General features: G+C 65.4%; 23 protein-coding genes. 15 read left to right on the top strand and 8 right to left on the bottom strand.

The features are described 5' to 3' along the window. The first annotated feature begins 14 nt into the window (after positions 1 to 14). Entirely contained in the window at positions 15 to 1142 is a 1128-nt protein-coding gene (locus FQV39_RS08355; RefSeq protein ID WP_149129869.1) for a COX15/CtaA family protein, read from the top strand. Between the two features lie 158 nt (positions 1143 to 1300). Here the strand turns inward: FQV39_RS08355 and FQV39_RS08350 are convergent, their stop codons facing one another. The 3 genes from FQV39_RS08350 to FQV39_RS08340 all read right to left on the bottom strand — a co-directional run bounded on the left by FQV39_RS08350 (position 1301) and on the right by FQV39_RS08340 (position 4586). Beyond that, positions 1301 to 2578 carry an O-acetylhomoserine aminocarboxypropyltransferase gene (locus tag FQV39_RS08350; RefSeq protein ID WP_149129868.1) on the bottom strand — a complete coding sequence of 426 codons (1278 nt, stop codon included), beginning with the start codon at positions 2576 to 2578 and terminating at the stop codon, positions 1301 to 1303. 68 nt (positions 2579 to 2646) lie between these two features. After that, positions 2647 to 3870 carry an FAD-dependent oxidoreductase gene (locus tag FQV39_RS08345; RefSeq protein WP_149129867.1) on the bottom strand — a complete coding sequence of 408 codons (1224 nt, stop codon included), beginning with the start codon at positions 3868 to 3870 and terminating at the stop codon, positions 2647 to 2649. A gap of 185 nt (positions 3871 to 4055) precedes the next feature. Next, positions 4056 to 4586 (bottom strand): CoA-binding protein, encoded by a 531-nt coding sequence (locus FQV39_RS08340; protein ID WP_149129866.1) that lies wholly within the window; start codon positions 4584 to 4586, stop codon positions 4056 to 4058. 147 nt (positions 4587 to 4733) lie between these two features. Here FQV39_RS08340 and FQV39_RS08335 point away from each other — a divergent pair, with 147 nt between their 5' ends. After that, positions 4734 to 5162 carry a hypothetical protein gene (locus tag FQV39_RS08335; protein ID WP_149129865.1) on the top strand — a complete coding sequence of 143 codons (429 nt, stop codon included), beginning with the start codon at positions 4734 to 4736 and terminating at the stop codon, positions 5160 to 5162. A 41-nt stretch (positions 5163 to 5203) separates the two neighbouring features. On the opposite strand, the gene FQV39_RS08330 is transcribed toward FQV39_RS08335, so the two are convergent. Next, entirely contained in the window at positions 5204 to 6013 is an 810-nt protein-coding gene (locus FQV39_RS08330; RefSeq protein ID WP_149129864.1) for an enoyl-CoA hydratase, read from the bottom strand. A gap of 123 nt (positions 6014 to 6136) precedes the next feature. Here FQV39_RS08330 and FQV39_RS08325 point away from each other — a divergent pair, with 123 nt between their 5' ends. Next, on the top strand, positions 6137 to 6562 hold the full coding sequence (locus FQV39_RS08325; protein WP_248313292.1) for a PaaI family thioesterase: 426 nt from the start codon (positions 6137 to 6139) through the stop codon (positions 6560 to 6562). 63 nt (positions 6563 to 6625) lie between these two features. On the opposite strand, the gene FQV39_RS08320 is transcribed toward FQV39_RS08325, so the two are convergent. Then, the gene (locus FQV39_RS08320; RefSeq protein WP_149129863.1) at positions 6626 to 7399 is read right to left on the bottom strand and encodes a substrate-binding domain-containing protein; all 774 of its coding nucleotides are present in this window, start codon (positions 7397 to 7399) and stop codon (positions 6626 to 6628) included. Positions 7400 to 7626: 227 nt separating this feature from the next. On the opposite strand from FQV39_RS08320, the gene rplM reads away from it, so the two are divergent. From rplM to FQV39_RS33090, 8 genes are all read left to right on the top strand, one after another. After that, positions 7627 to 8088, top strand: coding sequence for a 50S ribosomal protein L13 (rplM, locus tag FQV39_RS08315; protein ID WP_149129862.1), 462 nt, complete (start codon positions 7627 to 7629; stop codon positions 8086 to 8088). 2 nt (positions 8089 to 8090) lie between these two features. Beyond that, a complete protein-coding gene (rpsI, locus tag FQV39_RS08310; RefSeq protein ID WP_149129861.1) occupies positions 8091 to 8570 on the top strand; it encodes a 30S ribosomal protein S9 in 480 nt (159 codons plus the stop codon). 98 nt (positions 8571 to 8668) lie between these two features. Then, positions 8669 to 9421: an SDR family oxidoreductase gene (locus FQV39_RS08305; RefSeq protein ID WP_149129860.1), complete on the top strand. Its 753-nt coding sequence runs from the start codon at positions 8669 to 8671 to the stop codon at positions 9419 to 9421. A gap of 192 nt (positions 9422 to 9613) precedes the next feature. Further along, complete coding sequence (locus FQV39_RS08300) at positions 9614 to 9892, top strand: hypothetical protein (RefSeq protein WP_149129859.1); 279 nt, start codon at positions 9614 to 9616, stop codon at positions 9890 to 9892. Positions 9893 to 9906: 14 nt separating this feature from the next. Next, positions 9907 to 10863, top strand: coding sequence for an agmatinase (gene speB, locus FQV39_RS08295; protein ID WP_149129858.1), 957 nt, complete (start codon positions 9907 to 9909; stop codon positions 10861 to 10863). Between the two features lie 347 nt (positions 10864 to 11210). Further along, positions 11211 to 12146 (top strand): N-acetyl-gamma-glutamyl-phosphate reductase, encoded by a 936-nt coding sequence (gene argC, locus FQV39_RS08290; RefSeq protein WP_149129857.1) that lies wholly within the window; start codon positions 11211 to 11213, stop codon positions 12144 to 12146. Between the two features lie 110 nt (positions 12147 to 12256). Further along, complete coding sequence (locus FQV39_RS08285) at positions 12257 to 13357, top strand: helix-turn-helix transcriptional regulator (protein ID WP_149129856.1); 1101 nt, start codon at positions 12257 to 12259, stop codon at positions 13355 to 13357. Positions 13358 to 13439: 82 nt separating this feature from the next. Next, the gene (locus tag FQV39_RS33090; RefSeq protein ID WP_187640213.1) at positions 13440 to 13607 is read left to right on the top strand and encodes a hypothetical protein; all 168 of its coding nucleotides are present in this window, start codon (positions 13440 to 13442) and stop codon (positions 13605 to 13607) included. A 144-nt stretch (positions 13608 to 13751) separates the two neighbouring features. Here FQV39_RS33090 and FQV39_RS08280 read toward each other — a convergent pair whose 3' ends face one another. Beyond that, positions 13752 to 14600, bottom strand: a complete 849-nt coding sequence (locus FQV39_RS08280; protein ID WP_149129855.1) for a fumarylacetoacetate hydrolase family protein — start codon at positions 14598 to 14600, stop codon at positions 13752 to 13754. A gap of 24 nt (positions 14601 to 14624) precedes the next feature. Then, positions 14625 to 14972 carry a hypothetical protein gene (locus FQV39_RS08275; RefSeq protein ID WP_149129854.1) on the bottom strand — a complete coding sequence of 116 codons (348 nt, stop codon included), beginning with the start codon at positions 14970 to 14972 and terminating at the stop codon, positions 14625 to 14627. 56 nt (positions 14973 to 15028) lie between these two features. Here FQV39_RS08275 and FQV39_RS08270 point away from each other — a divergent pair, with 56 nt between their 5' ends. Then, positions 15029 to 16348: an OmpP1/FadL family transporter gene (locus FQV39_RS08270; protein WP_149129853.1), complete on the top strand. Its 1320-nt coding sequence runs from the start codon at positions 15029 to 15031 to the stop codon at positions 16346 to 16348. A 215-nt stretch (positions 16349 to 16563) separates the two neighbouring features. On the opposite strand, the gene phaC is transcribed toward FQV39_RS08270, so the two are convergent. After that, entirely contained in the window at positions 16564 to 18387 is a 1824-nt protein-coding gene (phaC, locus tag FQV39_RS08265; RefSeq protein ID WP_149129852.1) for a class I poly(R)-hydroxyalkanoic acid synthase, read from the bottom strand. 116 nt (positions 18388 to 18503) lie between these two features. Between phaC and FQV39_RS08260 the strand changes: the two genes are divergently transcribed. The 3 genes from FQV39_RS08260 to FQV39_RS08250 all read left to right on the top strand — a co-directional run bounded on the left by FQV39_RS08260 (position 18504) and on the right by FQV39_RS08250 (position 20907). After that, the gene (locus FQV39_RS08260; protein WP_149129851.1) at positions 18504 to 18959 is read left to right on the top strand and encodes a hypothetical protein; all 456 of its coding nucleotides are present in this window, start codon (positions 18504 to 18506) and stop codon (positions 18957 to 18959) included. Positions 18960 to 19143: 184 nt separating this feature from the next. Continuing rightward, complete coding sequence (locus tag FQV39_RS08255; RefSeq protein ID WP_149129850.1) at positions 19144 to 20364, top strand: LL-diaminopimelate aminotransferase; 1221 nt, start codon at positions 19144 to 19146, stop codon at positions 20362 to 20364. Between the two features lie 111 nt (positions 20365 to 20475). Then, complete coding sequence (locus tag FQV39_RS08250) at positions 20476 to 20907, top strand: hypothetical protein (protein ID WP_149129849.1); 432 nt, start codon at positions 20476 to 20478, stop codon at positions 20905 to 20907. The last annotated feature ends 100 nt before the right edge of the window (positions 20908 to 21007 follow it).

Raw genomic sequence — 21007 nt, 5'->3', positions numbered from 1 at the left:
GTCGCGAGGGGTCTATGTCACCGGCGAAGGCGCTTGTGAAGCGCCAGCCAGCTTCTGCGACCGAAAGCCCCGCACGCGTGACCGTTGCCCTGAACCAGACCGCCGGCGATCTCGCCAAGGCCGATTATGCCGGCATCCGTCGCTGGCTCTGGACCGTGGCGGGCCTCGTCTTCCTGATGGTGGTGGTCGGCGGTGCGACTCGGCTGACAGGCTCGGGTCTTTCCATCACCGAATGGAAGCCGATCACTGGCGCGCTGCCGCCGCTTTCGGCGCAGGCCTGGGCCGAGGAATTCGCCAAGTACCAGGCGAGTCCGCAATACCAGATCCTCAACAACAGCATGAGCATCAGTGAATTCCAGTTCATCTACTGGTGGGAATGGGGCCATCGTCAGCTCGGCCGCTTCATCGGGCTCGTCTATCTCGCCGGCTTCCTCGTGGTGGCGCTGCGTCGCCTGCTGCCAGCGCGCCAGATCGTGACGCTGTTCGGCATGGGGCTGCTGCTCGGCCTGCAGGGCACGATCGGCTGGATCATGGTGGCCTCGGGCCTGCAGCCCGGCATGGTCGCCGTTGCGCCGGTGAAGCTGACGCTGCACCTCACCTTCGCCGGGCTGTTCTTCGCCGCGGTCGCAGCCTTCGCCACCACGCTGACGCCGTTGCGCCGCGTCGAGCCGGCGCGCGGTCGCACGACCGCATGGCTGCTGTTGCTGCTGCTCTTCGTGCAGGTCGCCCTCGGCGGCCTCGTCGCCGGTTCCAAGGCGGGCTTCACCTTCAACACCTGGCCACTGATGGACGGCACGCTCGTCCCGCCCGGCTCGCTGCTCTTCGCCCAGACGCCGTTTTGGGAGAACTTCGTCGACAATGTCGCGCTGGTGCAGTTCAACCACCGCCTCGGCGCCTATGTGCTTTTCGCCGTCGCGCTCTGGAACGTCCTGCGGCTGCGCCGCGCCGCGCCGGGATCGGGCAGCGCCAAGCGTGCGACGGCCGTCGCCGGACTGGTGCTGGCCCAATCGGCGCTCGGTGTGGCGACGTTGCTGCTGGTCGTGCCGCTTTGGGCCGGGCTCGCCCATCAGGCGCTCGGCTTCGCCGTGCTGGCGATGGGCGTGGTCCACGTTACCCGGACAGAGCAGGCGGCGCGGGTGTAAGGCGGTAAGGGCGCTCCACCCTGTCATTCCGGGACGCTGCGGAGCAGCGGACCCGGAATCCACGACCGGGTCGCAGCGGTTTCCGATCGTCGCTCTCTAAAGGGCTCGTCCAGTCGTGGGTTCCGGGTTCACGCCTTTGGCGTGCCCCGGAATGACGGCTAGGCCAGCGCCTGATCCAGATCCGCGACCAGATCCTCGACATCCTCGAGGCCGATCGAGAGGCGGACGACCTGCGGGCCGGCGCCGGACGCCGCCTTCTGCTCATCGGTGAGCTGGCGGTGGGTGGTCGAGGCCGGGTGGATCACCAGCGAGCGCGTGTCGCCGATATTGGCGAGGTGCGAGAACAGCTTGAGGTTCGAGACCAGCTTGACGCCGGCGTCGTAGCCGCCCTTGAGACCGAAGGTGAAGACCGAGCCCGCGCCCTTCGGGACATAGCGGTTGGCGAGCTCATGGTACTTGTCGCCGGGCAGGCCGGGATAGCTCACCCACTCCACCGCCGGGTGCTTGGCGAGATGCTCGGCGACCTTGAGCGCGCTGTCGCAGTGCCTCTGCATGCGCAGCGGCAGGGTCTCGATGCCGGTCAGCAGCATGAAGGCGTTGAAGGGGGAGAGCGCCGGGCCAAGGTCGCGCAGGCCGAGCACGCGGGTCGCGATCGCGAAGGCGAAGTTGCCGAAGGTCTCGCCCAGCACCATGCCGTTATATTCCGGCCGCGGCTTGGAGAGCATCGGGTAGCGATCGTCGCCGACCCAGTTGAACGAGCCGCCATCGACGATCAGCCCGCCGATCGAATTGCCGTGGCCGCCGAGGAACTTGGTGGCCGAATGCACGACGATGTCGGCGCCGTACTCGAAGGGGCGCAGCAGGTAGGGCGTCGCCATCGTGTTGTCCACGATCAGCGGGATGTTGTGCTTCTTGGCGATGGCGCTGATCGCCGCGATGTCGACGATGACGCCGCCGGGATTGGCGACGGATTCGATGAAGATCGCCTTGGTCTTCGGCGTCACTGCTGCCGCGAAGCCCTCGATGTCGTCCGGATCGGCCCAGATCACGTTCCAGCCGAAGCTCTTATAGGAGTGGTTGAACTGGTTGATCGAGCCGCCATAGAGCTTGCGGGCCGCGACGAACTCGTCGCCGGGCTGCAGCAGCGCATGGAAGCTCAGGAACTCGGCCGCATGGCCCGAGGCCACGGCGAGCGCCGCCGTGCCGCCTTCGAGCGCCGCGACGCGCTCCTCCAGCACCGCGTTGGTCGGGTTGCCGATGCGGGTGTAGATGTTGCCGAAGGCCTGCAGGCCGAACAGCGAGGCGGCGTGGTCGACATCGTCGAAGACGAAGGAGGTCGTCTGGTAGATCGGCGTGGCGCGCGCGCCCGTCGCCGCATCGGGAGCCGCTCCGGCATGGATGGCGAGTGTGCTGAAACCCGGTGCGCGATCGGACATGGCGTTCTCCCTGACACTTCTGACGAAACCGTTCGTTCGATTTAACGAACGCGGCTGGCAGCGTCAATTCAGGGCCGCGGCGCCAGCGCCGGCCCGATATGCTCCGGCCTGAAGCCCATGCCGACGAGCCGCGCCGGGATGCGGCGCAGCATCGGGAACCATTGCAGGAGCTTGAGCGGGAACGGCGGCCGCACCGGTCCGCTGCCGGCGAGGATCGGGGTGATCACGTGGTTCTGGATCGCGATCTGCAAGGCTTGCGTCGCCTTGGTGGGGAAGGTCCGGCGCTCCTGCACGGCGGCGAGGTCTGTGTCGGAAACGCGTTTCTCACGCAACGGTGCCGCCAGCCGGTTGGCGGCCGCGACGGCATCCTGGATCGCCAGGTTCACGCCGACGCCGCCGATCGGTGACATCGCATGCGCCGCATCGCCGATGCAGATGAGCCCCGGCTGCCACCAGCGCTCCAGCCGGTCGACGGCGACCGAGAGCAGCTTGAGATCGTCCCAGCTCGCGATCTCGTCGGTGCGATCGGCCAGGATCGGCAGCAGTTGGGCCAGGCTCGCCCTGAAGGCATCGAGACCCGCGGCCTGAAGCTTTTCCAGCGTGCCTTTCGGGATCACATAGGCGCATTGCCAGTGGTCGCCGCGATTCAGCATCACCGCGAAGCGCCCACGCGCGACCTGCCCGAAGGTCTGCGCCGCATCGCTCTCGCGCCGGGACAGGCGGAACCAGAGCACGTCCATCGGCGCGCCGATCTCGTGGACCGTGAAGTGACCAGCTTGCCGCAAATCGGAATGGCGCCCGTCAGCCGCGACGACGAGATCGGCGGTGATCGTCGTCTCACCGTCCTCCATCTCGGCGGTGATGCCGGCGACGCGCCCGTCCTCGCGGATAAGTCCAATCGCCCTGGCCCGCATCAGCAGGTTGAAGCGCGGCAGCTCCCGGCCGCGATCGGCGAGGAAATCCAGGAAATCCCATTGCGGCATGAAGGCGATGTAGGGCGCCGCGACCGGCAGATGGCTGAAATCCGCGATCGGCACGTCCTCGCCGCCGAAGCGGGCGACGATGCGCCGTTCCTTAGTGTGCGGCAGCTCCAGGAAATCGTCGAGCAGGCCGAGTTCCTGCATCAGCTGCATCGTCGAGGGATGGATGGTGTCGCCGCGGAAATCCCGCAGGAAGTCAGCGTGCTTCTCCAGCACGGTCACATCGACGCCGGTCCGCGCCAGCAGGAAGCCCAGCATCATCCCCGCCGGTCCGCCGCCGGCGATGCAGCAGGTCGTGGCGAGTTCGCGCATGGTCCTGCTTCCGACCGGGCCGTTTCCAAGCCTTCATCCTGAGGAGCCGCGAAGCGGCGTCTCGAAGGATGCTCCAGATGGCTCCGGAGTCTGCTGGAGCATCCTTCGAGACGCAAGCCGTTGGCTTGCTCCTCAGGATGAAGGCTTTGGAAGGACCTTTTCGTCACGCCGATTGCGCGGCGACCTCACGTGCCCGGCCGGTTGATCGTCAGCTTCTGGAAGCCTTTGCCGGCGAGCGCAGGTTTCTTGGCGGAGAGAATGCGCGAATTGATGCCTTGCCAGCCGATTTCGCCGGACAGCCGGCCATATTCGATCTTCGGGCAGCGGTTCATGATGACGGTGACGCCCTTCGCCTCGGCCCGCGCGGCCGCTTCGTCGTTGCGCACCGAAAGCTGCATCCAGATCACCTTGGGCAGAGGATCGAGCGCCAGTGCCTCGTCTGTGATCGGCCCGGCGGCTTGCGAGTTGCGGAAGATCTCGACCATGTCGATCGGGCCGGGAATGTCCTTGAGCGCGGCGTAGACCGTCTTGCCCAATATGATCTGCCCGGCGAGGCCGGGATTGACCGGAACCACGTCGTAACCGCGGTCGAGCAGGTATTTCGTCACGATCCAGCTCGGGCGCGCCTCGTTCGCGGAGGCGCCGACCAGGGCGATCCGCTTCGTTTCGCGCAGGATGCGACGGATCAGCGCATCGTCATAGGCATCGTGGCTCAATTGCGGGCACTCGCAGAAAAGTGAAGGGTATCAAAACGCCCCCACGGCATGTCAACGCACGCTCAACATAGGCCCGCCATGCTTTTGTGCTTTACTGGCACTTCGGGGATGGCCCCGACTTGCCATCGGTGAAAAGGAGGGCCTGCCATGTGCGACTATAGCCTGCACAATGTGATGTCCACTCCAGCCAAGGTCGGCGACGAATTGGTCTCGACCCGCTTTTCGCAAGCGAGCACCCGCGGCTTCTGCGCGGTCGGCCGGCCGGATGTGGCCGTCTGCGTCATGCCCGGCACGGAGCTGGCCTTCGCGGCCGATATCGAGTGTGATCGTGGCATGGGGCTATTGCCGAACCGGAAATATCGTGCGCGGGTCGCACGTTTCCGTCAGGTCGACCTCGACAAGCCCTATGTCCATCACGATGCGCTTGAGCTGCCGGACGGCCGCTTGGTGATGGTGACGAGCCTGGTGGAGGGCCAGCGCGCCACGGTCCTGCAGTTGCCGGCCGAGCCGGCTCGTGAAGGCGAGGCCGCCACACCCGCACCGGTCGTGGAACACCGCTATCGGGAAATCGTCTGAATACGCTGCAGGATAAGCCCGGCCGTCGAGGCGCCGGGCCTCTATGACTCCCAGATCGGCGCGCGCTTTTCCATGAACGCGCCGATCCCTTCCTCTGCGTCGCGCGCGAGCATGTTCTCGACCATGACCGCGGAAGCGTGGTCGTATGCCGCCTTCAGCCCCATCTCACGCTGCTCGTAGAAGGCGCGCTTGCCGGTCCTGACTGTCGCGCGCGACTTCGCTGCGATGGCCGTGGCGAGCCGACCCGCCTCGGCCAGCGCCTGTCCCGCGGGTACGGCGCGATTGACGAGGCCCATCCGCAGTGCTTCCTCGGCGGGTACCATCTCGCCGAGCAGCAGCATCTCCATCGCGTGCTTGGCTGAGAGGTTGCGCGAGAGCGCCACCATCGGCGTCGAGCAGAACAGGCCGATATGGACGCCCGGCGTGCAGAAGCGGGCGTCCATGCCGGCGACAGCGAGGTCGCAACTCGCGACGAGCTGGCATCCTGCGGCGGTGGCGGTGCCTTCGACGGCCGCGATGACCGGCTGGGGCAGGGCGGTGATCTGCTGCATCATCGCCGAGCAGCGCCCGAGGATGTCGACGAAATAGGCGCGGCCACGATCCGCATCGGCGCGATGGGCGGTCATTTCCTTCAGATCATGCCCGGCGCTGAAGACCGGCCCGGCGGCGGCGAGGATGACGGCGCGCACCGAACGGTCCGCGGCGATCGCGGTGAAGGCCTCGCTCAACGCGGCCAGCATGGCTTCGCTCAGAGGATTGCGAGCCTGCGGGCGGTTCAGCGTCAAGGTCGCGATGCCCTCGGCATCCTGGCGCAGGAGGATGGCAGTCTCCGGTTGGTGATGCGCGTTCATGACGATCCTTCCCGGCTTGCGCTGTCGCATTTGCGCGCGCCGCTTCCGCATTTTGCCCTATTGTCGGGGGCGGTTGGCCATGCTGCAAGGGGAGAACGTCCGCCTCAGCCTTCGGTTTTTCGCATGACGATCCGCATGAGCGCCGCCGAGATCGAGCGCTATCTCGACGAGGTCTTCCCGCAGCTCCACCATGGCGGGCGCACCTATTTCATTGAGGAGGTCGGGCCGATGACGGCCCGCATGCGCTGCGACTACCATGAGCGCCATCTGCGCCCGGGCGGGACCGTTTCAGGGCCGACGATGATGGCGCTTGCCGATCTCGCGCTCTATGCGGCGATCCTCGCCCAGATCGGCCCGGTCGGCCTCGCGGTGACGACGAGCCTCAACTTCAATTTCCTGCGCAAGCCGGGGCAGGCGGCCCTGATCGGGGAGGCGAAGCTGCTCAAGCTCGGCAAGCGACTCGCCGTCGGCGAGGTCTGCCTCTATTCGCAGGGCGAGACTGAGATGGTCTGCCACGCGACAGGGACCTATTCGATCCCCGCGCGCTGATCCTGTAAGCGGCAGGCGGTGGAGCGGGCAGGGCGGAGCAGGCCCCTGCCTCGCGGAACGGACCTATTTCTTGGCCGGAATCGGATCGAGGCCGGTCTTGCGGATCGTCGGCGCCGCATCCGTGCCGCCAAGGCAGGCGATCAGCGCCTTTGCCGCGTCGGGCTCCTTGGCGCCGGCGGCGAGCCCGGCCGAGAAGATCGTGACCTTCTGGACCTCCTCCGGCAGCGTGCCGACGAACTCCAGCCCCTGGATCGGGATGAGCTCGCTGACCTGCTGGAAGCCGAGCTCGGCATCGCCGCGCGCCACGACGGTACCGACGCGCTCGCTGAAGATCTTCTTCGACTTGGCCATGACCTGGCCGCTCGGATCGAGCTTCGGGAAGAGCTCCTCGGAAAGATAGGTGCCGCTGGCGCTCGCCGAATAGGCGATCGATTTCGCCTCCATCAGCGTCTTCTTCAGCGCCTCGACCGTCGAGATGTCGGGCTTTGGCGTGCCCGCCTTGACTGAGAGGCCGATGGCCGAGCGGGCGAGGTCGGTGCGAGTGCCGGCCATGCCCTTGCCGTCCTGCACCAGCTTGTCGAAGGCATCACCCGCCAGAATCACCACGTCGGCCGGCTCACCCCGCGCGAGGCGATTGGGAATCGCGTCCGGCGCAGCGCCCATCGAGGCGCCATAGGCGCTGACCACCTTGTGGCCGATCTTCGCTTCGCAGGCCGGGACGAGTTCCCTGTAGGCTGCAGTGAAGCCGCCCGAGCTGATGACGTTGACCTCGGCGAAGGCCGGCATAGCGCCAAAGAGCGTGGCGGCGATGAGCAGGGCAGTGCGTTTTTCCGTCATGGCGTTCCTCCTGTCGAGATGCTGAGCACGGCAACGCGCAGGGGCGCAAGTGCCGATTGCGGTATCATGATACCTCTATTCTCATCGCTATGAGAAAATTGCGTTTTTCCGGAAAGGCGCGGCGTAGAAGTGGCTTGACAGCCGGCTCCACGCCTCCTATTGCCACGCCACACCGCCGCCGGAGCCCCGGCGGCTTGTCCTTTTTTACGCAACCGAAGGGTGCCGCGATGAAGACCGTCTCGCTCAAGCCCGCCGATGTCGAAAAGAAGTGGGTTGTGATCGACGCCTCCGGGCTCGTCGTCGGCCGTCTCGCCTCCGTTGTGGCGATGCGTCTGCGCGGCAAGCACAAGGCCGCCTACACCCCCCATGTCGACTGCGGCGACAATGTCATCGTCATCAACGCCGAGAAGGTCTCCCTGACCGGCCGCAAGCGTGACCAGAAGGTGTATTACCACCACACTGGCTTCCCGGGCGGCATCAAGGAGCGTTCGGCCAAGTTCATCCTGGAAGGCCGCTTCCCCGAGCGCGTCGTCGAGAAGGCCGTCGAGCGCATGCTGCCGCGTGGCCCGCTCTTCCGCCAGATCCTTGGCAATCTGCGCGTCTACAAGGGCTCGGAGCATCCGCACGCCGCCCAGTCGCCGGAGGCGCTCGACGTCGCCGCGCTCAACAGCAAGAACAAGAGGGTCTGACCATGGCCGAGGTTCTTCAGTCTCTCTCCCAGCTTGGCGACGTCGCCAAGCCCGCTCAGCCGGAAGCTCCGGTCCACGTCAAGAAGGTCGATGCGCAGGGTCGTGCCTATGCCACTGGCAAGCGCAAGAACGCCATCGCGCGCGTCTGGATCAAGCCCGGCTCCGGCAAGGTCACGGTCAATGGCCGCGATCAGGAGATCTATTTCGCTCGTCCGGTGCTCCGTCTTGTCCTCAAGCAGCCGCTGCAGCTCGTTGATCGCCTGACGCAGTACGACGTCATCGTCTCGGTCAAGGGCGGCGGTCTCTCCGGCCAGGCCGGCGCGGTGCGTCACGGCATCTCCAAGGCCCTGACCTTCTACGAGCCGGAGCTGCGCAGCCCGCTCAAGAAGGAAGGCTTCCTGACCCGCGACTCGCGTGTCGTCGAGCGTAAGAAGTTCGGCAAGGCCAAGGCCCGCCGCAGCTTCCAGTTCTCGAAGCGCTGATCGTTTCCGGATCATCCGGTATGCGGAAGGGCGGCTCGCAAGAGCCGCCCTTTTTCGTATTGTCTGGCGCCTCTTCGTCAGATCAGCAGGAGCCTGCGATGTCTCGCCCCGTCCTTCTCGTCACCGGCGGCAGCCGGGGCATTGGCGCCGCGACCAGCATCATGGCGGCCCAGCGCGGCTTCGATGTCGCGGTGAACTACCAGAGCAACGCCGAGGCTGCGGCCGAGGTCGTGAAGGCCTGCGAGGCTGCTGGCGCGAAGGCCGTCGCGCTGCAGGGCGACATGGCTGATGTCACCGACATCATCCGCGTCTTCGCGGAAGCCAAGGCGGCGCTCGGCCCGCTCACCCATGTCGTCAACAATGCCGGCATTACCGGCAAGTCGAGCCCCCTGGTCGATGCGGACACCGCCGTCATTCGGGAATGTATCGACGTCAACGTCACCGGCGCAATTCTGGTTGCACGCGAGGCGGCCCGCGCTCTGATCGCCCATGAGGCGGCGCCGGGGAGGGCGATCGTGAATATCTCCTCGGTCGCGGCCGAGCTCGGCTCGCCCGGCGAATATGTCTGGTACGCGGCCTCGAAGGGCGCGGTCGATTCCCTCACCATCGGCCTCGCCAAGGAACTGGCGGGCCACGGCATACGGGTGAACGCGGTGGCCCCCGGCATCACTGAGACGGATATCCATGCGCTTTCGACCGGGGAGGCCGGCCGCGTCGCGCGCATCGCGCCGCTGATCCCGCTGAAGCGCGCCGCCACCGCCGACGAGATCGCCGAGGCGGTGCTATTCCTGCTCTCGGAGGCATCGAGCTACACGACCGGCATCATCCTCAAGGTATCGGGCGGGCGGTAGGCTCGGCTTTCCCATTCAAGCGCGGGTCATCCCGGACAAGCCGCGTCAGCGGCGCCGATCCGGGATCCATGCTCGAGCCTACCCGGTCGGGGCCAAGCATGGATCCCGGGTCTCCGCTTCGCTGCGCCCGGGATGACGGAGCGGCTGGGACAGGACATATAGTCGTCCAGCTGATAACTCGCCCGGAACCCCATGCGCGTCGTCCTCATCCTGATCGCCTTCGGCATGATCGCGGTGCCGGCTCTGCTCATGCTGGCGCGTGAGGAACTGCCGCGCGGCCGGCGTATCGGCCGGGCGCTGGCCATCTTCCTCGCTCCGGCGGTGGCGCTCGGCTTCATTCATGGCGTGCCGGAGCTGGACGGCCGTGCGCTCAACAACCCCAATGCCTGGACGATGCTGCGGCTCGTGCTGACGGCGCTGGCGCTGATCCTGCCCTGGTGCCTCTTCGTATGGTTCAACGCACGCCGCTGATGCGAAGGACGATCATGACCGAGGCCAGCGACAAGCCGCCGATCGACCATGCCTTTACCGGCGACAGGCGCGGCGGCGCAGCCGATCCGACTTATGCCGGTGCGCTCTCCTTCATGCGCCGCCCTTACGGCAAGGACGTTGCGGGCTGTGATCTCGTGATCTGGGGCGTGCCCTTCGATCTCGCCGTCACCAACCGCCCGGGCGCACGTTTCGGCCCGCAGGCGATCAGGCGCGCCAGCGCGATCTTCGACGGCGATCCGCAATATCCCTCCGGCATCGACCCCTTCGCGCGGCTTTCAGCTGTCGACTATGGCGACTGCGCCTTGCCGCGCGGCGATCTGCCGGGCTGTGCCAGGGCGATCGAGACGCAGGCGAGCAGCATCCTCGCCGCCGGCGCGCATCTCGTCACGCTCGGCGGGGACCATTTCGTCACCCTGCCGCTGCTGCGCGCCCATGTTGCCCGCCATGGCAAGCTGGCGCTGATTCAGTTCGACGCCCATCAGGATACCTGGGATGACGGACCCGGCGGCATTGGCCATGGCAGCTTTGTTCTGGAAGCGGTCCGCGAAGGGCTGATCGATGCCGAGCGCTCGATCCAGATCGGTATCCGCACCGTCGCGCCGCGCGATTGCGGCATCGCCATGCTCGATGCCTATGAGGCGCATGAACTCGGCGTCGCCGGGACGGCGCGGCGCATCCGGGAGCGGGTGGGGCAAGGGGCGGCTTATCTGACGTTCGACATCGATACGCTCGATCCGGCCTTCGCGCCGGGCACGGGCACGCCGGTCTCGGGTGGCTTCAGCGCGGATCAGGTATTGCGCATCCTCTGGGCGATCCGCGATCTCGACATCCGCGGCATGGATGTCGTCGAGGTCTCGCCGCCCTATGACCATGCCGACATCACCGCGATCGCGGCCTCGACCATCGTGCAGCACCATGTCCAGGCTCTGGCATTGAAGAAGCCGGGTTGAATCAGTTTGCGAAGCGGTGGATTCGGAATCCGAGCCGCTGCCTGCAAGCCGTTGCAGTGACTCGGGAAAGAGGAGCGCTGGCTTCGGCCAGCCGAGTCGGCAAGAGCGTGGCGCGGTGCGGTTATGCTTCAAGCCGTGCCGTGTCGTTATTGACAGGGGGCGGTGGCTCCCTCATATCGAATCCATGGTCAGCAACCTGTCACGACGTCGCCCGTTTCCGGCCGCTCCGGCGCGCCCGCGATGACGCTCGGCCTGTGACCGAACGCCCGCGACCGCGCCGTGAAGCGCGGTTTTTTTATGCCTGAAGCCCATCCATTGACGTGCCTGCCCAGCGATCGGGGGTCCTGATGAGCCAGAACCTGAAAACCATCTTCATCGACGGCGAAGCCGGCACCACGGGTCTCGGCATCCGCGAAAGGCTGGCGGCGGTGCCGGAGGTCGCGGTCAAGAGCATCGACCCGGACAAGCGCAAGGACCCGGCCGCCCGGAAAGACATGATGGCGAGCGTCGATCTCGTCGTGCTCTGCCTGCCGGACGATGCCGCCAAGGAATCCGTCATGCTCGCTGATGAGCTCGGCACGGACGCGCCCAAGATCGTCGATGCCGCCACCGCGCATCGTGTCGCACCGGGCTGGGTCTACGGCTTCGCCGAGCTTGCGCCGGGCCACGCCGAGAAGATCGCGAAGGCGGATCGTGTCGCCAATCCGGGGTGCTACCCCACCGGCGCCATCGCGCTGCTGCGCCCGCTCGTCGATGCCGGGCTGATGGCGCATGATCACCCCGTCACGGTCAACGCAGTCTCCGGCTATTCCGGCGGCGGCAAGTCGATGATCGAGGAGTTCGAGACCGGCGTGGCGCCCGCTTTCGAGCTCTACGGGCTCGGCCTGCGCCACAAGCACCTGCCGGAGCTGCAGGCCTATGCGCGGCTGACCCGGCGGCCGATCTTCGTGCCCTCCGTCGGCAATTTCCGGCAGGGCATGCTGGTCTCGATTCCGCTGCATCTCGATACGCTGCCGGGACGGCCGAGCGTCGGCGATCTCCACCATACGCTGGCCGAGCGCTATGCGGGCTCGACCTATGTCAGCGTCCACTCCCAGGAGGGCATGGGCGGCAAGATCGAGCCGGAGGCACTGAACGACACCAACAAGCTCGAGCTGCGTGTCTTCGGGCAGGACGATCTCGGTCAGGCCGTGCTCGTCGCCCGCCTCGACAATCTCGGCAAGGGTGCCTCGGGCGCGGCCGTCCAGAACATCCGCCTGATGCTCGGCCTGCCGGAAGGCTGAGATCGCGGCGAGCCTCTCGCTGATTTCGTCTAAAGGCTTAGTTGGCCTCCTCCAATTGGGGGAGGCCAGCTTGTCGTGGCACGGTTACGCTGCCGGTCAGAGGGGAAATCGTGGCGGGCAGTGAGTTCGAAAACACGCTGATCGACGGCATCTATGAAGCCGCGATCGTGCCTGAGGGCTGGTCTCGCGTCTTGCGGGATACGGCCCGGTTCGCCGGCTGCAAGGAAGCGCTGCTCGGCACGGTTCTTGATAACGACGCGCGCTTGATCGCGTCCTCTCCCGAGTTCGGCGAGGCTTATGAGGAAGTGCTGCGGCGCATTCCCTTCGGCGTCAACGAGCGAGCACAGCGTCTGCTCGTCCATGGCCGGCATGGCTTCATCACGGACAAGGATGTTTTCAGCCAGGACGAGATCGCGAGCACGCCGCTCTATCAGGACATCCTGATTCCGGCCGGTTACGGTTCCGCTGTCGCCACTGCTATTGCCGCGCCGTCCGGCGACATGACGATCGTTCATTGCGAGCGGTCCTTGTCCGAAGGCTATGTCGACGCCAGAGGCGTCTCCGCCTTGGACAGCCTGCGGTCGCATTTTGCGCGCGCCGGTTTGCTGGGGCGCCGGCTGGCGATGGAGCGGGCGCGAGCCGCTTCGCAGGCCCTTGAAATGATGGGGCTCCCCGCCGCCGTCCTTGGGTTGCGGGGGCAGGTAATCGATGCCAACGCTTTGTTTCAGGATCTGATGCCGGGCGTTTTCCAGGACCGCGCGGCACGCCTTGCCGTCGCACATGCTCCCGCAGACGACCTGCTGGCCGCCGCCATCGCGGCGCTGTCGCGGCCTGATCAGCCCCAGCCGGTGCGGTCCCTGCCGATACCGGCGCGACGTGGCGGGGTGCCGATGGTGCTGCATCTCTCGCCGGTACGCGGACAGGCACGCGACGTCTTTTCTTTCGCCAGCGCGATCGTGGTCGCGACGCCGGTAACGGCGGGGGGCGGGCTTGAGGCCGGCCTGATCGGCGGGCTCTTCGATCTGACGCCGGCGGAAGCGCGCCTGGCGGCCGCGATCGCAGGCGGGCATACGCCCCGTGAAGCGGCGCAGCGCCTCGGCGTGACCGAGGCGACAGCTCGCACGACGCTGAAGCGCATTCTGGCAAAAACGGGCTCGCGCCGTCAGGCGGATCTCGTCGGACTGCTCAAGAGTGCCGCGCCGCCGCGTTGAGCCCGACACATCCCAATTGGGCCCCCCATTTGGGGGATGTCAGCCCGTCGAAAACGGGTGAGGGTGGCGGGGCAGAGACGGCGTGGCCGTCAGCGAACGTAACTTTGCCGCCGCCAAAGCCGGGTCAAGCGGCTTTGGCGGCGCCTTTTATTCGTTGGTCATCGATCGCGCCCTGCAGAACCTGCGGCAGATGGCTTGCGGCGTTTCCATCGATCAAAAAAGAAAGACGCCGGCGATGGCCGGCGTCTGATGCTAGAGCATCGGACCGAAAAGTGGGATCCACTTTTCGGAGAAATCCGATGCTAAAACAAAGGGCTAGATCGCCATTTCGTGCCCGATAGGGCGCGCGGCGATCTAGTGGGGATCGGGCGATTGGCCCGCCTTGCGAGAGAACTCAGCCCTTGTAGACGACGAAGTTCTGCTTCTGCTCGCCGAGACCCTCGATGCCGAGCGTCACCACTTCGCCGCCTTTCAGGAAGCGCGGCGGCTTGAAGCCGAGTCCGACGCCGGGGGGCGTACCGGTGGTGATCACATCGCCTGGGTCGAGGCGCATGAACTGGCTGATATAGTGGACGAGATAGGCGGCGCCGAAGATCATCGTCTTGGTCGAGCCGTTCTGGACACGCTCGCCATCGACCTCGAGCCACATGCCGAGGTTCTGGATGTCCTTGATCTCGTCGGGGGTCACCAGCCAGGGGCCGAGCGGGCCGAAGGTCGGGCAGCCCTTGCCCTTGGCCCATTGTCCGCCGCGTTCGGCCTGGAACTCGCGCTCGGAGACGTCGTTGCAGACGCAGAAGCCAGCGATCGCGGCCATCGCGTCCTTCTCCTCGATGTAGGAGCCGCCGTCGCCGATCACGATCGCGAGCTCGACTTCCCAGTCCGTCTTCTTCGAGCCCTTCGGGATGATGACGTCGTCATTGGGGCCGACGATGCAGTTCGGCGCCTTGTTGAACAGGATCGGCTCTTTGGGGATCGCCGCTCCCGTCTCGGCCGCGTGATCGGCGAAGTTCAGTCCGACGGCGATGAAGTTGTGCACATCGCCGACGCAGGCGCCGATGCGCGGCGACCCCGAAACCAGCGGCAGCGATTCCGGCGAGAGCGCCTTGATCTTGGCGAGCGACGCCGAGGTCAGCGTCTTGCCGGCAAGATCGGGGATGACGCCGGACAGGTCGCGCAGCTTGCCCTGGGCATCGAGAAGAGCCGGCTTTTCCTGGCCAAGCGCGCCGTAGCGGAGCAGTTTCAAGGTGTTTCCCCCGTTTCAAACGATCTAAATGGGTTTCAGACTCTGACCGGATGCGGCGGCGAAACACAAGTCCGTCTCTGTGCATGGCTCGTCCGCGGCAGCAAGGTGCCGAAGATGTTGCCCGAATGCAACGACGCGTTCCAAAGCGACTTTTTCAACGATGAGTGCGCGGCTGGCCGGATGGAATGCCGTCGGCGTAAAATCGGCAATAGTTCGTATGTGAACCATCCTTTTCTGAACGATCGGGCGACCGACATTGCAGAAATGGCGGTTTTTGGCCGTTTTTTGCCTCTTGCGCCCGCGAATAAGGAGGTCCGGAGGCTGATTTTGGGCGATGCAGGCGGGATTGCGGCAGGAAACGGCTCGCGTCATGCTCCGAATCAACCGAGGTCCCTGCGCCTCGGAAAAGCTTAACCGGGATGGATTCGATGAAGGGCCTTGTCCGTACTGCTGCTGCCGCCACTGTCTCGCTTGCTGCTCTCCTCGCTGCCGGTGCTGCTTCGGCCAGCTCTTTCGCGATCCGCAGCGGCCAGAGCGCCGAAGGCCTTGGCATGGCCTTTGCCGGCGCGGCGTCGGGCGGCATCGGCATGGGTTCGATGGCCTGGAACCCGGCGACCATCACGATGTTCCCTGGCCGCAACAGCAACTGGAACTTCACCTACCTCAACGCCAATGCCAGCTACGATCCGACGTCGGTCACGCGCCTCGGCTCGCCCTTCGGCCCGGCCAGCCCGATCCAGAACGGCACGGGCAATATCGGCGGCGACGGCGGCTTCATCCCGGCATCCTATTCGGCCTGGCAGCTCACGGATCGCCTCTGGATCGGTATGCATACCGGGGCGCCCTACGGCCTGCGTTCGAAGCCCGACAATCAGGTGCATGCCGCTCAGATCTATGGCCGTTCCGCCAAGGTCGCCACGATCAACGTCTCGCCGACCATCGGTTATCAGGTCAACGATTGGCTCTCGGTCGGTGCGGCGCTGCAGGTCCAGTGGCTCAACGCCTCGCTGAAGCAGGCCGCCGGCATCGGCCCGACGGCGGCGCCGGTCATTATCGAAGGCGATACGATCGATTTCGGCTACCGCTTCGGCTTCACGCTGACGCCGTTCCAGGGCACCAGCATCGGTTTGGCCTATCGCTCGGAAGTGCGCCAGACGCTGGACGGCACCCTGCGCACTCCGCTTGCGGTCATTCCCGTCAAGGCCAATCTCAACCTGCCGGATTCGGTGGTGTTCGGCGTTTCGCAGGTCATCAACGACCAGTGGCAGGTGCATGCCGGCGTCGAATGGACGAACTGGAGCCGCTTCCGCAACATTCCGGTCGTCAGCCAGCTCAACGGCCGTCCGGCGACGAGCCTGAACTTCCAGTATGACGACGCCTGGTTTTTCTCGCTCGGCGCGGAATACAAGTACAGCAACGCGCTGACCCTGCGCGCCGGTGTCGGCTATGAACTCTCGGCCGTCAACGACCGCAACCGCACGATCTTCATCTCCGACAACGATCGTCTCTGGCTCTCGGCCGGTGCGAGCTACCAGCTCACCGACAAGATCAAGCTCGACCTCGGCTACACCTATATCGACGTGAAGAAGGCCAAGGTGAACTACGACGGCGCGCATCCGCAGCAGGGCGCCGTGTTCTACACCGCCGAAGCGAAGCCCTATATCCATATCGCCTCGGTCGGCATCACCTATCGCTGGGACGACCCGACCCAAACCGTCCCGGTTCACCCGGTGGTTCGCAAGTACTGACTTCGGCGCAGGACGCGCTCGGCAAAGCCGGCCCTAGGGCCGGCTTTTCTGTTTCCGATGCTGGCAGGGACGTTGGCGGTGATCCGCCCCGAAGGCCTCAGGCCGCAGGCGAAGGCAGAGCTCCCGACGAGGAGGCCTGCTCCGGCGAGAAAGGACCGCCGGCACAGGCGAAGCTCAGTCGTATTTCTTACCGCGATCGCGCATCTCCGATCGTCTCAGACCCTGACCTTGACGTAGGTGCCGGGCGCATCGGCGAGCGCCGGCAGCTTGCCGCCCCCCGGTTCGCGCGCCGCCACCTTCTTCGGTGCCTGCGCTTCGAGCCAGGCGAACCAATGCGGCCACCACGAACCCGGGTGTTCCTCGGCCTTCGTCAGCCAGTCGGCAAAGCTTCCCTTGGCCGGCCCGCCCGTCCAGTACTGATACTTCACCTTGTTCGGCGGGTTGACGACGCCCGCGATATGGCCGGAGCCCGCCACGACATGCTCCACCGGGCCGCCGAAACATTGCGAGCCGTTGAAGACGGATTGTGCCGGGGCGATGTGATCCTCCCGCGTGGCGAGATTATAGACCGGCATCGTCACGCGCCGCAGATCGAGCCTCTCCCCGTCGATCGTCATCTCGCCCCGGGCGAGTTTGTTGTCGAGATAGCAGTTACGCAGATAGAAGGAATGGTTCGCCGCCGGCATCCGGGTCGAATCCGAGTTCCAGTAGAGCAGGTCGAAAGCAGCGGGCGTCTTGCCCTTCAGGTAATTGTTGACCGCATAGGACCAGATCAGGTCGTTGGGCCTCAGCATGTTGAAGGCGCCCGACATGCGTGAGCCGTCTAGGTAGCCGGTCTTGGCCATCTGCTCTTCGATGGCACGTATCTGTTCTTCGTCCACGAAGACCGAAAGTTCGCCTGCCTGCGAGAAGTCGACCTGCGTGGTGAAGAAGGTGGCGCTGTCGATCCGCTTGTCGCCGATCGCGGCCATATAGGCCAGGGTCACGCCGAGCAGCGTGCCGCCGACACAGTACCCGATGGCCGAAACGCGCTTCTCGCCCGTGACACGCTCGATGGTCTCGAGGGCGGCGAAGATGCCCTCGTGCATATAGGCTTCGAAATCCTTGGTGGCGTGCCGGGCGTCGGGGTTGACCCAGGAGATGCAGAACACCGTCAGCCCCTGCTCGACGCACCAGCGGATGAAGCTCTTCTCCGGATTGAGGTCGAGGATATAGAACTTGTTGATCCAGGGCGGCACGATCAGCAGCGGTCGCTTGAGCACCTGCGGCGTCGACGGCGCGTACTGGATCAGCTCCATGATCTCATTGCGGAAGATCACCTTGCCGGGCGTCATGGCGATGTTGACGCCGACCTCGAAGGCGCTGGCGTCGGATTGGCGAATCTTGAGCTCGCCGCCGCCGGCTTCGACGTCCTCCGCGAGCATCTTCATGCCGCGCACCAGATTCTCGCCGTTCTGCTGCAGGGTCTCGCGCAGCAGTTCGGGGTTGGTCGCGACGAAATTGGTCGGCGAGAGCGCTCCGGCGATCTGCTTGATGTAGAAGCGCGCCTTGTTGCGGGTGTGCGGGTCGAGGTCGTCGGCCTTGTCGACCATGGTCTCGGCCCAGCGCGAGCCGATGAGATAGGCCTGCTTGATGAAGTCGAAGGTTGGGTGGTTCGTCCAGTCCGGATCCTTGAAGCGATTGTCGCGCTTGTCGGGTTCGGCAACCGGGGCGACCTCCTCGCCACCGGCGCGCTTCAGCGCCGCGCTCCACAGATTCATGAAGTCGCGGGTCAGCGAAGCCTGCGCCTCGATGATCTTCGCGGGATCGTTGACCCACTGCTCGGCGACGCGGCCGAGCGTCCTGACCATATCGCTCGCCTCGTCGGCCTGGCCAGTTTTGGCCACGCCACGTTCGAGCGGCTTCAGATAGGCGGCGGTGACCTTGCCGTATTCCTCGACGAGCCGTCCCATGTTCTGCGCGAACTGGTCGAAGTCGGGGACAGCGGACTCGGCGGAGCCCTTGTGGTCCTTGGCTCGGTCGTCGACATGGCGGTTCATGAGTCGTCTTCCCCCTTGTCGTCCTAGGATAGCGCATGGCTTCCCATTTTGGTCCTATTAAGGACGCAACTGCTGTGCTTTACCAAGCACATTCGACAAACCTGCTGGAAGAACCCATGCCGATCGAGATGCCTGCGAGGAAACCGCTTCGGATTGCGGTGGTGCTGACCGCTGCCGGCATCGCCCTGGCGGGCTGCGCCGGGGACGAAGGGGTCAAGGGCGTGGCGGAAGCGGCCGGCATGGCGACGACGCCGCAGGAAGCGAAGAGCTTCGTCAGGGAGACGCGCCCCGCCGATATGCAATATATCCCGGTCGGCAGCACGATCCCGGTCGATCAGCTGTGTCCGGGGCCGAAGCCGCCGCCGGCTTATACGCCCACTGGCCAGGCGGCCCGCTTCGCGGCGCCCAAGCCCGCCCGCGGTCCCAATGATCCGTGCAAGAAGCGCTCGGATTTCGAGAAGATCGAGTCTCAGCTCGAGGCCAAGCGCCAGGCTAATGAGAGCGCCGGCAATCAGGCGAAGTCGCTGGGCACGACGCCGCCTCCTCAGCCTGCGAAGATTCCCCAGAACTGATTTTCGGCCGTCGCTGAGAGCGGGTGGGGTTCAGCGCTCGTGTCGCCATTTCGTCGCAGTCGCAAAATATTGCGTTTTTTGTTCTGTGCGGACGAAAGATGCGATGGTAAGCACCTTCGGCGCAAAGAAGTGACATGCGCCTGAGAAGACACTGCCGGCGCCCCCGGCCGAGGACCTGTTCGAAATGACCGATTTCCATCGTATCAAGCGCCTGCCGCCCTACGTTTTCGAACAGGTCAACAAGATCAAGGCAGCCGAGCGCGCCAAGGGCGTCGACATCATCGATCTCGGCATGGGCAATCCCGACCTGCCGGCGCCGAAGCATGTCATCGAGAAGCTGGTCGAGACCGCCGGCAAGCCGCGCACCGACCGCTATTCCGCCTCGAAGGGTATTGTCGGCCTGCGCCGCGCCCAGGCGAACTATTACGAGCGTCGCTTCGGCGTGAAGCTCAACCCCGAGACGCAAGTCGTCGCGACGCTTGGTTCCAAGGAGGGCTTCGCCAATATGGCGCAGGCCATCACCGGCCCGGGCGACGTCGTGCTCGTTCCCAACCCGAGCTACCCGATCCACGCCTTCGGCTTCCTGATGGCGGGCGGCGTGATTCGTTCGGTTCCCGCCGAGCCGACGCCAGCGATGTTTCCGGCGCTGGAGCGGGCGATGATGCATTCGGTGCCGAAGCCGATCGCGCTCGTAACCTGCTATCCCGCGAACCCGACGGCCTATGTCGCGACGCTCGACTTCTACCGTGACCTTGTCGCCTTCGCGAAGAAGCACGAGATCATCCTGCTGTCGGACCTCGCCTATGCCGAGGTCTATTTCGACGACAACAACCCGCCGCCTTCGATGCTGCAGGTGCCGGGCGCGATCGATGTCGCGGTCGAGTTCACCTCGATGTCGAAGACCTTTTCCATGGCCGGCTGGCGCATGGGTTTCGCTGTTGGCAATGAGCGCCTGCTGGCGGCGCTGGCGCGGGTGAAGTCCTATCTGGACTACGGCGCCTATACGCCGATCCAGGTCGCTGCGGCAGCGGCGCTCAATGGACCCGACGACTGCATCCGCGAGATGCGCGAGACCTATCGCAAGCGCCGCGACGCGCTGGTCGAAAGCTTCGGCAAGGCCGGTTGGGAGTTTCCGGCGCCGGAGGCGTCGATGTTCGCCTGGGTCGCGATCCCGGAAAAATTCCGTCATCTCGGTTCCCTGGAGTTCTCGAAGCTTCTGATCGAGAAGGCCGAGGTCGCGGTGGCGCCGGGTATCGGTTTCGGCGAGCATGGCGACGACTATGTCCGCATCGCCATCGTCGAGAATGAGCAGCGCATCCGCCAGGCAGCGCGCAATATCGGCCGATTCCTGAAGGGCGCCGACGCGACGCTGCACAACGTCATCCAGATGCCGAAGGCGGGCTAGGGCGGTTCTCCGCCCGGTGTGGTGCCGCGGCCTCTGGACTCGGAGGCGCAAAACATGGGAACCGATGCGGTGCGGACAGCCTGCTCCGCACCGCGTCCGAGGCCCGTCTCCATGCTCCGAAAAGGCCGCCTGCTCGGCGTCGCTTTCGCCGTCTTCGCCCTGGTCTGTCTCGTTGCGACCTATGATTACTCGAAGGGGCGTATCCCGCAGACCCGTTCGGCGCTGGTTTCCGAAGTGCTGTCGGTCACCAACGGGCGTGAATGCGCCCGCGACGCGACCGAGATCGTCTCCCGTTTCATCCCCGTCGGGACGGAGCGGGCCGAGGCCGAGCGCAAGCTCACCGAGATCACGATCGATCCGCCAAAACCCTGGTTCTGGACCCCGGCGGTCGAGAACAGCACAGTTTCCGAAGGCAACTCCATCGAAGCGCTGCACACCATCAAGGCGACGGCCTTCGGCAGCAACCTGCTGCGCATCTATCTCGGCTTCGAGGACGGCAAGGTGAAGCGCGTCGCTGCGGAGGTGGTCTGCCATTTCGGCTGAGGCAGGCTGCGGGAACCTCTGAAACGCCACCTCTCTCGGGCTGGTGCTTCGCGGCCACGCAAGTCTGAATAATGCGATTTCGCCGCGTCGATAGTCGGGA

The sequence above is a fragment of the Bosea sp. F3-2 genome (assembly GCF_008253865.1).
In the GTDB taxonomy this organism is placed as follows: domain Bacteria; phylum Pseudomonadota; class Alphaproteobacteria; order Rhizobiales; family Beijerinckiaceae; genus Allobosea.
The sequence above is the reverse complement of the archived record's forward strand: the minus strand, read 5'-3'. Positions and strand labels throughout refer to the sequence as shown.

Coding starts and splice junctions, on each gene's coding strand:
- rpsI (WP_149129861.1), top strand. CDS start 8,091: ATGGCCGAGGTTCTTCAGTCTCTCTCCCAGCTTGGCGACGTCGCCAAG.
- FQV39_RS08335 (WP_149129865.1), top strand. CDS start 4,734: ATGTGCGACTATAGCCTGCACAATGTGATGTCCACTCCAGCCAAGGTC.
- rplM (WP_149129862.1), top strand. CDS start 7,627: ATGAAGACCGTCTCGCTCAAGCCCGCCGATGTCGAAAAGAAGTGGGTT.
- FQV39_RS08320 (WP_149129863.1), bottom strand. CDS start 7,399: ATGACGGAAAAACGCACTGCCCTGCTCATCGCCGCCACGCTCTTTGGC.
- FQV39_RS08325 (WP_248313292.1), top strand. CDS start 6,137: ATGACGATCCGCATGAGCGCCGCCGAGATCGAGCGCTATCTCGACGAG.
- FQV39_RS08275 (WP_149129854.1), bottom strand. CDS start 14,972: ATGACGCGAGCCGTTTCCTGCCGCAATCCCGCCTGCATCGCCCAAAAT.
- FQV39_RS08330 (WP_149129864.1), bottom strand. CDS start 6,013: ATGAACGCGCATCACCAACCGGAGACTGCCATCCTCCTGCGCCAGGAT.
- FQV39_RS08260 (WP_149129851.1), top strand. CDS start 18,504: ATGCCGATCGAGATGCCTGCGAGGAAACCGCTTCGGATTGCGGTGGTG.
- FQV39_RS08250 (WP_149129849.1), top strand. CDS start 20,476: ATGCTCCGAAAAGGCCGCCTGCTCGGCGTCGCTTTCGCCGTCTTCGCC.
- FQV39_RS08300 (WP_149129859.1), top strand. CDS start 9,614: ATGCGCGTCGTCCTCATCCTGATCGCCTTCGGCATGATCGCGGTGCCG.
- speB (WP_149129858.1), top strand. CDS start 9,907: ATGACCGAGGCCAGCGACAAGCCGCCGATCGACCATGCCTTTACCGGC.
- FQV39_RS08350 (WP_149129868.1), bottom strand. CDS start 2,578: ATGTCCGATCGCGCACCGGGTTTCAGCACACTCGCCATCCATGCCGGA.
- FQV39_RS08305 (WP_149129860.1), top strand. CDS start 8,669: ATGTCTCGCCCCGTCCTTCTCGTCACCGGCGGCAGCCGGGGCATTGGC.
- argC (WP_149129857.1), top strand. CDS start 11,211: ATGAGCCAGAACCTGAAAACCATCTTCATCGACGGCGAAGCCGGCACC.
- FQV39_RS08355 (WP_149129869.1), top strand. CDS start 15: ATGTCACCGGCGAAGGCGCTTGTGAAGCGCCAGCCAGCTTCTGCGACC.
- FQV39_RS08270 (WP_149129853.1), top strand. CDS start 15,029: ATGAAGGGCCTTGTCCGTACTGCTGCTGCCGCCACTGTCTCGCTTGCT.
- FQV39_RS08255 (WP_149129850.1), top strand. CDS start 19,144: ATGACCGATTTCCATCGTATCAAGCGCCTGCCGCCCTACGTTTTCGAA.
- phaC (WP_149129852.1), bottom strand. CDS start 18,387: ATGAACCGCCATGTCGACGACCGAGCCAAGGACCACAAGGGCTCCGCC.
- FQV39_RS08345 (WP_149129867.1), bottom strand. CDS start 3,870: ATGCGCGAACTCGCCACGACCTGCTGCATCGCCGGCGGCGGACCGGCG.